The 12,625-nt window shown below is 47.2% G+C and carries 11 protein-coding genes; 8 read left to right on the plus strand and 3 right to left on the minus strand.

Annotated features, from left to right (window positions below; genetic code table 11):
• Nucleotides 1-187 precede the first annotated feature (187 nt).
• Entirely contained in the window at nt 188-409 is a 222-nt protein-coding gene (locus AC5FXQ_RS19940; protein WP_493604172.1) for a hypothetical protein, read from the minus strand.
• Nucleotides 410-634: 225 nt separating this feature from the next.
• On the opposite strand from AC5FXQ_RS19940, the gene AC5FXQ_RS19945 reads away from it, so the two are divergent.
• The 4 genes from AC5FXQ_RS19945 (at nt 635) to AC5FXQ_RS19960 (ending at nt 4,321) form a co-directional block, all read left to right on the plus strand.
• Complete coding sequence (locus AC5FXQ_RS19945) at nt 635-1,081, plus strand: hypothetical protein (protein ID WP_493604173.1); 447 nt, start codon at nt 635-637, stop codon at nt 1,079-1,081.
• A gap of 141 nt (nt 1,082-1,222) precedes the next feature.
• Complete coding sequence (locus AC5FXQ_RS19950) at nt 1,223-2,410, plus strand: aspartyl protease family protein (RefSeq protein WP_493604174.1); 1,188 nt, start codon at nt 1,223-1,225, stop codon at nt 2,408-2,410.
• 568 nt (nt 2,411-2,978) lie between these two features.
• The gene (locus tag AC5FXQ_RS19955) at nt 2,979-3,563 is read left to right on the plus strand and encodes a helix-turn-helix domain-containing protein (RefSeq protein ID WP_493604175.1); all 585 of its coding nucleotides are present in this window, start codon (nt 2,979-2,981) and stop codon (nt 3,561-3,563) included.
• Nucleotides 3,564-3,616: 53 nt separating this feature from the next.
• Complete coding sequence (locus tag AC5FXQ_RS19960) at nt 3,617-4,321, plus strand: aspartate/glutamate racemase family protein (protein ID WP_493604176.1); 705 nt, start codon at nt 3,617-3,619, stop codon at nt 4,319-4,321.
• 489 nt (nt 4,322-4,810) lie between these two features.
• Here the strand turns inward: AC5FXQ_RS19960 and AC5FXQ_RS19965 are convergent, their stop codons facing one another.
• Nucleotides 4,811-5,743 carry an ArdC family protein gene (locus AC5FXQ_RS19965; protein ID WP_493604177.1) on the minus strand — a complete coding sequence of 311 codons (933 nt, stop codon included), beginning with the start codon at nt 5,741-5,743 and terminating at the stop codon, nt 4,811-4,813.
• A 77-nt stretch (nt 5,744-5,820) separates the two neighbouring features.
• Nucleotides 5,821-6,291, minus strand: a complete 471-nt coding sequence (locus AC5FXQ_RS19970) for a JAB domain-containing protein (protein ID WP_493604178.1) — start codon at nt 6,289-6,291, stop codon at nt 5,821-5,823.
• A 428-nt stretch (nt 6,292-6,719) separates the two neighbouring features.
• On the opposite strand from AC5FXQ_RS19970, the gene AC5FXQ_RS19975 reads away from it, so the two are divergent.
• The 4 genes from AC5FXQ_RS19975 to AC5FXQ_RS19990 all read left to right on the plus strand — a co-directional run bounded on the left by AC5FXQ_RS19975 (nt 6,720) and on the right by AC5FXQ_RS19990 (nt 12,014).
• Nucleotides 6,720-7,943 (plus strand): alpha/beta hydrolase family protein, encoded by a 1,224-nt coding sequence (locus tag AC5FXQ_RS19975; protein WP_493604179.1) that lies wholly within the window; start codon nt 6,720-6,722, stop codon nt 7,941-7,943.
• Nucleotides 7,944-8,695: 752 nt separating this feature from the next.
• Nucleotides 8,696-8,950 carry a hypothetical protein gene (locus AC5FXQ_RS19980; RefSeq protein WP_493604180.1) on the plus strand — a complete coding sequence of 85 codons (255 nt, stop codon included), beginning with the start codon at nt 8,696-8,698 and terminating at the stop codon, nt 8,948-8,950.
• 75 nt (nt 8,951-9,025) lie between these two features.
• On the plus strand, nt 9,026-9,610 hold the full coding sequence (locus AC5FXQ_RS19985) for a hypothetical protein (protein WP_493604181.1): 585 nt from the start codon (nt 9,026-9,028) through the stop codon (nt 9,608-9,610).
• Nucleotides 9,611-11,105: 1,495 nt separating this feature from the next.
• On the plus strand, nt 11,106-12,014 hold the full coding sequence (locus tag AC5FXQ_RS19990; RefSeq protein ID WP_493604182.1) for a class I SAM-dependent methyltransferase: 909 nt from the start codon (nt 11,106-11,108) through the stop codon (nt 12,012-12,014).
• Nucleotides 12,015-12,625: the final 611 nt, after the last annotated feature.

Consider the following 12,625-nt stretch of genomic DNA (forward strand, 5'->3'; position numbering starts at 1 on the left):
TAGCCCACCCATCCGTGTAGGGGAGGGCTTCCTCTTCAAAACTGACTTTCAGATCACTGCTTGCCAGCATGCCTGCCTCCGCTTCGGTGAATACCTGAAGGGAAAGTGGGGACACAGGACTATCTTATGAATAGAAGGAATGTATAAAATTTCCCGTTTTATATATAAAGTACAGCCAGGGCCATGACTATATCTTTGCAGGGTGAAGTAATAGACCAACTAAAAAATCAAAAATCATGGAAACAAAGACCGGGAACCGCAACCGCAGCAATTCATCCTGCACCTGCCCCGTTTGTGCCTGCGGTGGCTGCTGCCCTGGGAGGGCTTGTGAATACCCCTGCTGTGAATAATCAATAAGGGAAATATGAGTACGCGCTTTCAAACCCTTACGACTGTTTGATCTCTCCATACCAGCCAAAATGAAACGCGTGGAAAATAATCAATCAGCAATACAGGCACATGCTGCTGTGGTCGGTACCGATGAATGGAATGTGCAGAAGCTGATTGAGCCGGGTTAGGGAGTTAAGTAAAGCTTGAAGTGCCGGATACAGATGCCTTCCAGCATTCTTTCTCTAACAGCCAGTTACTGGAGCTATGATGTAAATGTAGTGATTAGGAAAATGAAAGTATACGAATGGAAATATTCGAAGACTATCTGATGTATTTTCTTTCGACGGAAAAGGGGCTTTTCTATAACAAGTGGCTGAGGCCTGTTACCAGCGAAGAGCTCAGAAAAGGAGCCCGATTAATCCACCATCTGGTTAAGGAAGCTGAAGTTGAATTTTGGTTGTCGGATGCATCCAACAGCAACACGCCTGTCAGAGATGACCAGGAGTGGATTATAGCGGAAATTAGCAAGTTGCTCCAGCGAGCGAATGGAAAGCTTCTCCGGAAGCTGGCCCTGGTCAAATCAGATGATGTATTTTTCGGTGTCATTGCAGAATATGTGCAGGGGAGGCTGGAGCAGGAGACGGGCGCTTTCTCGGTCATGCAGTACTTCGACACGCTCCCGGAAGCCTATGATTGGCTGTTCCTGGAGTCAGTAGAGGCAGGCGCAAAGCAGTGGCTGGAAAAACGATGACAAGAGTTTCCTATGTGACGACGAAGCATTTCCAATGGTAAAGGAGTGGTGTAGATTCCCCCTATTTAACATACCAATTTCAGGAACCACAAGGTTTAGTAGCAACCCTGTGATATGTATTTTTAGTTTAATGATTTATAAATGGAGTACAGAAAATTATCTCTACTAGCCTTATTTTTAGTATTGTTTTGCACTAACCTTTCCTTTAGCCAGGCCTCGAATGATTACATCGATGACGTGACCTTTGAGCTTTACCGGGATAAATACGTACTTGTAGATACCCGGATTGGGGATAAAACGCTGAAATTTTACTTTGACACAGGTGCTGCTACCTCTCTTATTGACAACACGGCAGCTAAAGCGTTAGGAATAACTGCCAATTTCAAACAAGAAGTTGGAGGGGCAGGTGGCAAAAAGACCTATGACATTGCGCTTAATCAGGAACTTACTTTTGGAAATACAAAGGTGGGCAATGTCAACCTGGTATTTGAAGATTTAACAAGATTAAGGAATAGCTTAAATCGTCCTTTTGACGGTATCATTGGCCACTCACTCTTAAGTCTCTATAAAACGGAGATTGACTTTGATAGGAAACGGTTTTATTTATATGATTTTCGAACTCCTTTGGATTTGGAGGGATACGAAACCATCTCTTTCAGATTTGATAATGGCATTCCGATTCCTCAGTTCGATGTTCAGATGAAAATCAAAAATGAAAAGTATACAGGTAAAATACTTTTTGATAGTGGTGCGGGCTTGTCCCTTCTGGTCAATGCCCCCTTTCATGAAGAGCATAACCTGTTGAAGCGCGTTCAGAAATCAGTCAGAACTTCATCCCAAAATTTAGCGACCGAATCTGTTTCGACATCCTTTCTGGTAGATGAATTAAGAATAGGGGACTTTGTATTTCAGGATTTCCCAATCGCGATAGCAGGGGATAAAAGCGGTGTCAGTTCCTATAAAGGCTATTTAGGAATTCTAGGAGCAGAAATCATCAATCGTTTTAATCTAGTGATTGACTATAGCGAAATGAAACTGTACGTGAAGCCTAATAGTCTTTACGCCAAGCCGTTTGAGCAAAATCTCACAGGAATGAAAGTAGTTTCGGATGAGGATAATAAAATTCTAGTGAAGGACTTATCAGAAATGAGCCCCTTTTATAAATTAGGTTTAAGAGAGGGCGATGAAATTCTTTCTGTGAACGGTAAAAAAGAACGTGATCAGATACGAGATGAGCTTCAACGAGAGGGGAAGAAAGTAGTCGTGAAATACAAGCGAGCAGAAAAATGCTATAGGATTAAACATCGTCTATTCAATATCTTAAAATAGGGAAACTTAAACGCCTTCCACCTAATGGGCTTTATCTAGGCATTTAACGCCGATGCCAGCAGGGAGGTACAGCTCTATGGAGGTGATGTACCGGCCGCCGCTCCTACGCCGTCGTGTTCCTCGGATTGAGCGGGTATGAAAACAGGAAAGGCAACCGGCTCTGTTTCTATGATCTCAACGCCAAGAGAAACCGTACCAGCCGCCTGGCTGTGCCCGGCTACTGTGGACGTGAGCTAGCAGCCACCAAGGACTTTCCAGATCGTGAGGCAAGGCAGTCATCACGAAGTCAATGGATCTTCGCAGCGCACCTGTTTTTCGTATACGCAGTCACTAAGGCCAACTGCTTGCCAAAATCAAAATCCTCACGCCATCACCCGAGCAACTCCTGGTAGTCATCAAAGCCAGCAGGGACTCGTCCTAAGTAAGCACGAAGATCTTCGGGCGCTCACGCCTGAACCTGCTGACATAAATTTTATAAATAGTTTGGAAGATTTTATAAAGCATAGAGCCGCTTATCTCCTGAATTTTGCAAGGCAGTTAGCATGACTGCCTTGAATATCTATAAACTATGAAAAACGAAGTTGTGGTCAAAGGTAGGATCTGCAGTAGGTGCCTTGCAGTACTGCAGAAAGAATTTGAAAAGCAAGGCCTCGTCATTCAGGAGATAGGTTTTGGCAGAGTGGCCATGAAATGCCAGCTTGATGAGCACATTGTGACGCAACTGCGGGAAGTCACTTTAGAGTTAGGATTTGAATTGCGGATAGATAAGAAAGCCAGGCTCTTATCCCAGCTCAAAGAAATCATCGAAATGCAATTAAACAATACCGAGGAGAGAAGAATGCTTTCCGTGGTGCTGGCCGAAAGGCTGAATACTTGCTACAGCTCCCTGAATGAGACTTTTCTTCAAGTGGAAGGAATAACCATCGCCCAATATTATATCCAAAGAAGGCTGGAGCTGGTAAAGGAATTGCTGAAATACTCCGATAGTACTTTTACTGAAATTGCCTTTCGAACGGGGTTCAGCAGTGTGCACCACCTGTCCAAGCAATTCAAAGACCGTACCGGCCTGACTCCTTCACAGTTTCGTAATCAATTTAAGTCGGGATGTGGCACTGGTTCTCCCACAGACAGTGACCCTATCATTTCTTCTTGAATAAGCCGTGGGAACAGCCGTTTGACAAGGTACCAGGATGCTGTCATTTTCGAATGAAAGACACCCTCAAAAATTTGAAATGGATAGGATTGATTGAAGGAACAAGTTTTCCTTCCACTACACTTTATTACCATAAACTCAACCAGCTCTACCACCGTCAGTTAGGGGGATACCATTCCTGTCCACTGGTCTTGTATAATATAGACTATCATGAGATCAAGTCCAGGTATCACCATGGATGGCGTGAGATTCCCGCCTTGTTGAAAGCGGAATTCCTTGGCTTATTGCAGGCCCAGCCGGATGGGGTGATCCTGTGTAACAACAAGCTTCACAAGGCACTTGATGTGTTCAGACATGAGCTGCCGAAGAATCTCAGGGTCTTTCATATAGTTGACCTCACAAAGGACTACATCCTGCAGCATCACTGGAAGAACGTCTTGTTACTTGGTACTAAATTCCCCATGGAGGATCCTTTCTTCCAAAAGCCTTTGGTGGAGGCTGGCATCCATGTTCTTACACCAAATGCACAAGAAAGAGAGGAAATTCAGGCGATACAAAGTAAGGTGGCAAGTGGCCTACTTGAAGAAGAATATATCCAGTATTTTCAGGCCTTGACCGAAAAATATGCGGATTGTGATGGGATCATCCTGGGTTGTACAGAACTACCCCTTGTCTTCAGTGCCGTGAAATCAAGGCCTAACGTGATGAACACAATTGATCTACAATGTGAAAGCGCAATCAGGTTTCTGCTAAGCTAAAGCAAGCAGACGAGCAGGCAAACAGAAGCCGCAATCCTGATAATAACTTTTCGCGGACTGAGGATCACCGATCACAGCGTCGTGCTGCAACCTGAAAGTAGGCCGCGACTGAGGTCAGTAGAACTGAAAGAGGGATTCAGGGACGCAATAAAGGCCACCCTAACATATGGCTGTACTGATATATCCTTGCTCAAATTTAAAACGATACGCTGTTAAACAGCTACCTCAAGGAGGTTGTTGTAAATAGCTAGATGAGGTACAGCATGATAGGGTTTATAAAATCCGCTCTTAAAAGGCTGTCCCTAGTCTGGTAGCCCCTGAACGGGTGAGGAGGGAGGCGAACCGGACAAATAATTTAAAAGTACAATCGGCTACACGACCGATCACTCAACTTCTGTAACCAGGTGATGCTTGTAAAATACGCCAAACATGCTAGTAGAAGGGCTACCGGGTATAAGTAGCCCTTCTTTTTCCCCTAAGCAGTTCTGGCTAGTCCGGAACATGTTGCCGCTCCGCCCCGGATTTCAGATCCAGGATGTAGCTGGCTGCCTGGAAGGCCTTGGCAGCGGCGTAGAGAAGCAGCGTGTTGTCCTGCCGGAGCCGGCTGATCCAGCCCTGCAGGTAGGCGACCGAATGCTGGAAGACGGCCTCTCGTATGCCGGTGTGGGCGCAGAGGAAGCTGGCGCCCATTTCAGCTATAAGCTCCTCTTTGCTATAGTTTTCTTCTCCGAAGCGGTTGCCCTTCTCTTCTTCTGCGAAGCGGTTGAGACGAGTGTGGTGGCCGGTGGCATGAATCAACTCGTGGAAAAGTGTGGCGTGGTAGGCCTCAGGGGAGAGAAAGCGGCTGATGGCCGGCACCTGCACGATGTCCTGAGCCGGCGCATAATAGGCCTGTGTGCCGCCGTGCAGAATCCTGGGGCTAGGGGAGGGGAAGCTGTTCACCACGCGCTGGCAGGCCTCGATGATCTGCTTCCCGGACCGCTCAGGCATGGTGGGCAGCCGGAAATCCACGCCCTCCACCTGGTCGATGTTGAACACGGTCCATAGGAAAGGGACAAATCTTCTGCAGGGATGGCCTTGTTGCGCAGCCGTCTGTGGTGCTGGCTGCTCCTGCTCTTTCGCCTCATAGATCTTCCAGTAGAGGATCGGGGTGCCTTTCTGGCCCTTCCTGACGCGGCCGCCCAGTTCCTGGGCCTGCTTAAACGTGATAAAGTAAGGCGCAAGGTAATTGCTTTTCTCGGTGACGTAGTGGAGGTAAATGGCATTGAAGCCTTCATAGGGCCGGCCGGAAGCGTAGTTTTTGGGGAGCCCGTAGGTACTCCAGGGCTTTTGCCAGAGGACCTGACGCCGCTGTAGTTGTGAGATGATTTCGTTTGTCACCTGCTGGGCCAATCGGTTGAATTTTTGATAAGCGTTCATCATTATTGTCGTTTTAAGTGAAGAAATGAAAATGGATGGGAGGCAGGCGACTTTCCCTGCGCCTGCAAAAGCAGGAGGGGCTACAGGAGCCCCTCGTCTGCCAGGGAGTAGTACCCCTCGCTGGTGAGGATGAGGTGGTCGAGGACGGCGATGTCCAGTAGCTCCCCGCCCTGCTTTATTTTTTTAGTCAGCTGCAGATCCGCCGCGCTGGGCTTGAGGTTGCCCGAGGGGTGGTTGTGGGAGAGGATGATGCCCGAGGCGCAGGCCTTGAGGGCGGCGGCGAAGATGAGCTTGGGGTCTGCCACGGTTCCGGCCACGCCCCCGGTGGAGACTTCGTAGAGACCCAATACGCGGTTGGCACGGTTGAGGAGCAATACCTTGAACTGCTCGACAAACTCGAGCTTGCCGGGATCCCAGCTGGCTTGGAGCACCTGGTAGCAGTCAGCTGAGGAGGTAACCTGCGGTCTTTCGGAGGGATTTACCCTGTTGCGGTAGGAGAGCTTGATTTCGGCTACTCTGGTGAGGACGGAGGTGTTGGCGGTCTTTTCCATAATCATCTTGTTTTTAGTTTGAGGAATTGATTATGGTGCCCCGATGCCTTCGGAGCCGGACTAAAGGCAAGGTGGAGGCCAGGAAAATGCGGAGGGTCCACGGTAGTGGATGCCCATTTTGCTGGCACTACCTTGTTCCTGTGTCCGGACCGCAAGGCTATCTTTGCCCCAGAATAAATGACCCAATGATCTTTTAACTTTAATGATCTTGAAGGATGCGAGGTAAGAGTAGTCTGCAGCTCCTTCACGTGCACTATAATTGCTGAGTCACAGGCTGTGGGGAAGCTGAAGAGGGCTCCGCGTCATACCACAATGCTTTCAGGTCACTTTAATCGGAGCGTGTCCTGCTCTTCTTGTGCCGTCCGTATACCTTTCTGCGTAAGAGGCTTCCGGTTCTGCTCCACGCGGTCTTGCTATCAACAGGGAAGGTGAAAAAAAAGTACAAGGAGCAGCACGCGGCTCTATTGTCCCAAGTCTGGACAGAAGCCAGCTCTTTGTTTGAATTATATAAACCTTTGTTAAAATTATATAAAGAGACTTGTTTGCTGTTCAGTTACTTTTGTGCAGCTACCATTAGAACGGCTATCTACATGAGGATGAAGCAAATTATGATCAACTGTATGAAGAGCGGCAAAGCCCTCGTAAGTCTTCAAAGGCTGCACTTTTGTCTGATGCTATTGTTGCTCTTCCTGGCTTCGGCGGGGCAGCTAGGCGCCTTTGCAACGCCCAGGCAGGCGGGCGTGCTTTCAAACGATACTGCTGCTGTATTCAAAGAGGAGCCAGTATCGTTTCAGAGTGGGAAGTATGTGCTGAAGGGAACATTGATCACTCCCACCAACGCAAAGGGACCCGTACCAGCAATTGTCTTCTGCGTTGGCTCTAGCGGCAGCTCCTCTGTTTCGGGTTATGCCTCGTTTGTTGATTCGCTTTTTCGGCAGAACCTTCCCATGGATAGTATCGCCATTCTGTGCTTTGATAAACGTGGTGTCGGGGAGTCAGAGGGGCGGTGGTACGAGGTGGATTTTGAAGGCAGAGCCGCAGATGCTAAAGCCGCGGCGGACTATTTGAAGACGCTTCCCACTATCGATAGCAGCAGGATTGCTGTGGCCGGGCACAGCCAGGGCGGCTGGATCACACAGATCTGCCTGTCCAAGTACCCGGACACTTTTATGGGAGGCATCTCGCTGGCTGGGCCTACCTTCAGTGTCCGGGAGCAGGTGCGCAATGACTATGCGAGCGCACTGATGTGTCAAGAACAGCTCTCGGAGGAGGAAGCGAGGGATAAGGCGCTGAGGAAGGTGAAGCTGGATTTTTTCCTGGCATCCATGCTGCCGGTTAAGGAGAACTGGAAGCAGTTGAAGGTGATCAAAAATTTCGAGCCTGCGGCGTATCTCAGATCCATTGAAAAACCTTTGTTATTGCTCTTCGGTGAAAATGACGCATTAGTATCGCCAAAATATTCCTATGCGGCGCTGGATAGGATTTTCCCTGAGGGAATGCCGGCCCATATCCAGGCTGTAACCATCAAGGGAGCGAACCACTCTTTTAAATTGGCCGATCTCTGCCACAAGGGCTCGACCAGGGGCATGCCTTATGCAGAGGGGAGCAAGAGGCAAATTCAGGCTTGGGTCAGAACTTTTCTTGTCAATTGATTTTCTGGAGATGGCAGCATTTTTTCGTCAGGCAGAAACGCAATACAAGCTCGGTGCTCATGAAATTACTGTATCATAGCCAATCCGGGTAAAGTGTAGGTAGATCAGCGCATGTTTTTTATGGGGGCTTCAAGCTAGGCTAACAGTCTTCAGGTTTGCATGTTTGAAGGCGATGCTTCGTACAGCTACTCTCAGCCTGAGCGGGTGAAAGAACTTTCTCTATTCATCCTAAGCAAGAATAGCATAGGGATTGTAAAAACACTTGATATTAGAGAAGGCCATAAAATTATGTAAGGTTTTGATGCAATTATGTACAGCATAGGCCTAGGCATGCCGTTACTTTTGTATAGTATTTCACGAAGGTATTAGCATGACGCTTATTTGAGCACAAGTATAAGGTAAACATAGTGGGGACCATCCGACATTGTCGTCAGCAGCATCAAGACGATCCTGGTTCTGGCTTTCGTAAAGATGGGACAAGGGATACAAGCGTTTTGATAATTACTTACATCCTGCTTGATCCAATGATGGCTGTAACATTCACTGCTTTAAGCGCTGTATCAGCTGTTAGTGGTAAAACTATAGTGGCGTATGATGGGCTCTCAAGCGGGTGACCAGTTTTGGTGCAAGCATCACATGATCATGGCTGAAGGAAGTATTAGAAGAAGGGGAAAGACATCTTCAGCGACAGGTGAGCATGCCATTTTTTATCTTGCTGCGCTGTTAGGCCATCCAATTAATATGGGAAGAGTATGTTCCAGTTAACGTTAAGTAAATCTAACATAAAAAAGCACCTGGAGGAACACGGTTATAAAAGACCGGATGAATCAGTTTATCTCGGAGTAGGAGATGAATATGCAAAGGGTTCAATCAGAATTGTCGTGTCACCAGATGAACAGGCGGAAGTCTCGGTAGCAGGCAGCGGCCTGCACTGCAAGGGTGTTCGGACCTGGCATGACCTGATCATGCTTGAAAAGCTCTTACATGGGCAGGAAGTATATTCGTAATACTTTGTTGTTAAAAGCGTTTCTATAAGATAAATAGAAAACTAATGCAATGACTTTTTATCCTGCACAGCGAGCATGGGTGTCTCTTATCCGGGAGAAGGTTTTTTACAGCCTACTTCTTACAGATGGGTTTCATCTGGCTATCACGTTTTTCTTTTTGATCAGAAGAAACGTCGGGTTGAGTTAACGCTAGCAGCTGTTAAAATAGAAGGCGAAACACTTTCCTTTATGTTCTTCAGGTATATTCATGATATAAAAAAGTTACTTTTGATGATCGGGTTGACCTTCCCTTTACTAGCATTTGGCGAAAAAAGAGCATGGGATGAGCGTGACGAATTCCATGAAGTTCAGAAAAGAGCTGGAGTTTTTGTATTACGAACCACGATCAATGAAGCAGGCATCTCATATAAATTCGGCCCACTGACAAAGAGACGGACTATTCTCAAAGATGAGATAGCCCGTGTTTATCTTCGGGAATTTAATCCCCTGCGGGAGTTCGGAAGCTGGGGATTCCGTTATTCCCTTACGAAGGGGAAAGCCTTATTCCTGCGCGGAAATGATGGAATACAACTCGAACTGAAAAACGGGAAAAAGATCCTGATAGGTACACAGCATGCTGTTGAAGCGGAAAAATTTATTAGCCGGCTTCAAGAAAAGTAAATCACCTCCAGCACAGTAGCTGCATATTATCACCTGTTTAAACGCTGCTTTCTTCGCGTTCTAAGAAGATATGCAAATGCTCTTAAGAATGTCGGTTGATCAGGTGAAGCAGATCAGCAGTCCGATCTAAGCATGCTGTTTTCTTCTCATTACATTGCCCTTTCTACCTTATTGGCTCTAGGAACTGCAAGGTGTTAGTTGGAGTGATCATAGGCACTTATTCCCGTTCATCCTATTGTTCACATAAATACCTGTTCCCTCTACTATAGAGGGAGTAAGCTTGGCAGGTTGGACATCATCTGCATGCAAGTCTTGAGGTCTTTCCTCAACTATTTTCTTACCCATACACCGTGTTTCTAGGTAGCCTTCTTTGGCGTCCACCTTCCTGTCGGCTACGGGAGTAAATTTAAGACAGCTTCCTGGCATGCTATACGTGGTGCGAAAGGCAGTATGGTACTAGCATCAATAATCAGGAAACAGTTCTTCGGTAACGAAAAATGGTTTTGAGCTACTGCCGGTGTGCTGATCCGATCCCACTTTCGCCTGTTCCTCTGTGCGTGTTAGCGCAGGCAATGGCTTGAAGTAGAGCTGTTTGCGGACTTATCAAAATATATAAATTTTCCGCCTTCTGGTATAAAGCACAGCCTGTGTAGCGCCTCTATCTTTGTATCAATATATTAACTCATTAAAAGAGAAGAGACCATGGAAACAATGACAAGTCGATGCAACTGCAGCCATTCCAACTGCTCCTGCAATGTGTGTAACTGCGGTACCAGCTGCCCGGAGAGCGGCTGCGCATGCGGATGCTCCTGCTGTAACTAAGCCATATAAGGGGGGCCATGGCTCCCCTTCATACCCTTACCGGCTGACTACATCGAATATGCAGGCATAGTACATGAAAGTATGAAGTACTGGTTGTTGTCTTGCCTATTCTTTGTTACAGCCAATGGATTAGAAAGGCTATGACAATGATTTCCTGATCAAAGGTATCCACTGAGGAAAAATTCGGTTCCTGTGAATGTGGGAGAATGAGCTGTGGATGGACCGCTGTTGTTAGTGTGTGATAGTCTCCAGGTATTGGCGATCCTGTATGCAGGTAAAGCGGGAATCGTTCTCCATCGCCTGCATTTTCTCAATTTATTTTAGCAGAAGTTACACCAATGCCTGAGGCGAAGAGAAATATTTCCACTCATGAGTCACACTTCACAACTTTAGGAAGAGAGGGGAGCGGTTGAAAATGCTGTCTGGCTGCGGTAGTAGCTGGGTGGCCTATGCTGCCTTGGTGACAGCGCAGGCTGTTTCCCTGTGTACAGGCACCGTGTATTTCGACAAGCTGCATGAGACGGGGCTAACTCCTGGAGTCACCTAAAAAGCCGCGCACCTATTGACTGGCGGTGCTTCAAGAGAGCATATTGCATGATTTGATCTAAGGCTGCCATTATGGGTTTTTCTCGAGGTATGCCTGGCCACAATACAAGAACTATGAACAAACACAATGGAAGAATTGAAAGCGAAGCTGGACCTACAATTTAGTTTCAATTGCATGAAGGATTTCCTCTGCGATAATGAAGCGGGAGCGCAAGGATTCTCACCGGCTACTTTGGCTTATTTGAAAGAAAGACAAGAAGATATCAAGAGCCTGGATAACCAACATGAGGAGCTGCTGCATGATATGGTAGCCAAGGCGGTCAAAGCACTCTGCCGGGTCAACCCGTATGATTATTTTACAAGTACTGACAAAGGTGCTTTAGAAGAGGTATACAGGAAGCTGTTGCACGGGATCAGGGAGTTACCCGAAGAAGTAGCGGACGAGGAGCTGCAGCGTCTGGCTTCGGAGCATTACACAGCGCTAAGAGCGTGGCTTGCAGGTTCTAACCCAGTTGCAAAGGAACAGCTTGCGGCTACTGCGCCTCATCTGAAGCAGGAGGTGGCGGGCAGAGAATATGCCGCTTCTACACAACTTGAAATACTGGGTATCAAGGTTGCGGACCTACAGGAGCCTATTCTGGACATAGGCTGCGGTCCGCATGCTGTTCTGGTGGAGTTCCTGCGATCGTTAGGGTTTGAAGCATATGGTGTTGACCGCCAGGTGGTTGCCAACGAATATCTATATCGGGCTGATTGGTTCGATTTTGATCTGGCACCTGAAAGCTGGGGAGTTATCATCAGTGATGTAAGCTTTACATACCATTTTCAACAGCATCAGTTCAAAGACAGCAGGGATTATAGCCTTTATGAACTCCGTTATAGGGAGATGCTTAAGAGTTTAAAACCGGGAGGGTCCTTTTATTACGCGCCCGACCTGCCAATCATAGAACAGCATCTGAATACAGAAACCTTTACCGTTCAGAAGGTAGCCATGCCGGATACGCTTAATAACGCTACCAGGGTGATTAAAATATAGACATGCCCCAGGCTTTAAAGCGCGTACCTAGCGGCTTCAGTTCATCCCATAGAGATGCGCGCGGATATACCACGCTTTCGTGTAACCTGCTCTGTCAAATGCTGTTCCGCCGCTGTCTAATCAGCAAGCAGGTTTCTAGACGCTGCAAAGGCGGATGCAGGTGACTTTTTATGGTGAGCAGTAGCCCCTGAATTAGCTAGCCTGCTGTGGCAATCCAGTTGGGCTCCGGGTAATTTATGAAGGCTTCTAGAACTGCTTGTGCAAATTAACCCTTTATGGTAGTTTTCGGCGTGAGCGAGAGGCTAATAGATTAGCATGCGTCAGCCAGTAGTTCCTGCTCAGCTAGCTTGCTGTATCTTATTGACGTGGTAAACACTTTCCGCGCACGAGGTTGTAATTATATAAATCTTACCGTTTTTATTATAAAGCCGACAGGGCGTGTACCTTGTAGATTTGTATCGTCGGTCTGATCTCGGAACGATTAAACAAAGCAAGAATGGAAACAGCCTACAAAATACACCCTTGCAGTGACAAAGCCAGCTGATGCAGCACTGCATAAAAAGGATGCGTTGTCGGCTGTTCTTGTATCAGGTTGCTGTTCGTGCGGTAGC

It is taken from the genome of Pontibacter sp. LHS1, assembly GCF_058932855.1.

Bases quoted from the DNA above. Each gene is read 5' to 3' on its own strand.
- AC5FXQ_RS19945 (WP_493604173.1), top strand. From the start codon at position 635: ATGGAAATATTCGAAGACTATCTGATGTATTTTCTTTCGACGGAAAAG.
- AC5FXQ_RS19970 (WP_493604178.1), bottom strand. From the start codon at position 6,291: ATGGAAAAGACCGCCAACACCTCCGTCCTCACCAGAGTAGCCGAAATC.
- AC5FXQ_RS19955 (WP_493604175.1), top strand. From the start codon at position 2,979: ATGAAAAACGAAGTTGTGGTCAAAGGTAGGATCTGCAGTAGGTGCCTT.
- AC5FXQ_RS19960 (WP_493604176.1), top strand. From the start codon at position 3,617: ATGAAAGACACCCTCAAAAATTTGAAATGGATAGGATTGATTGAAGGA.
- AC5FXQ_RS19990 (WP_493604182.1), top strand. From the start codon at position 11,106: ATGGAAGAATTGAAAGCGAAGCTGGACCTACAATTTAGTTTCAATTGC.
- AC5FXQ_RS19980 (WP_493604180.1), top strand. From the start codon at position 8,696: ATGTTCCAGTTAACGTTAAGTAAATCTAACATAAAAAAGCACCTGGAG.
- AC5FXQ_RS19950 (WP_493604174.1), top strand. From the start codon at position 1,223: ATGGAGTACAGAAAATTATCTCTACTAGCCTTATTTTTAGTATTGTTT.
- AC5FXQ_RS19965 (WP_493604177.1), bottom strand. From the start codon at position 5,743: ATGATGAACGCTTATCAAAAATTCAACCGATTGGCCCAGCAGGTGACA.
- AC5FXQ_RS19940 (WP_493604172.1), bottom strand. From the start codon at position 409: ATGGAGAGATCAAACAGTCGTAAGGGTTTGAAAGCGCGTACTCATATT.
- AC5FXQ_RS19985 (WP_493604181.1), top strand. From the start codon at position 9,026: ATGGGTGTCTCTTATCCGGGAGAAGGTTTTTTACAGCCTACTTCTTAC.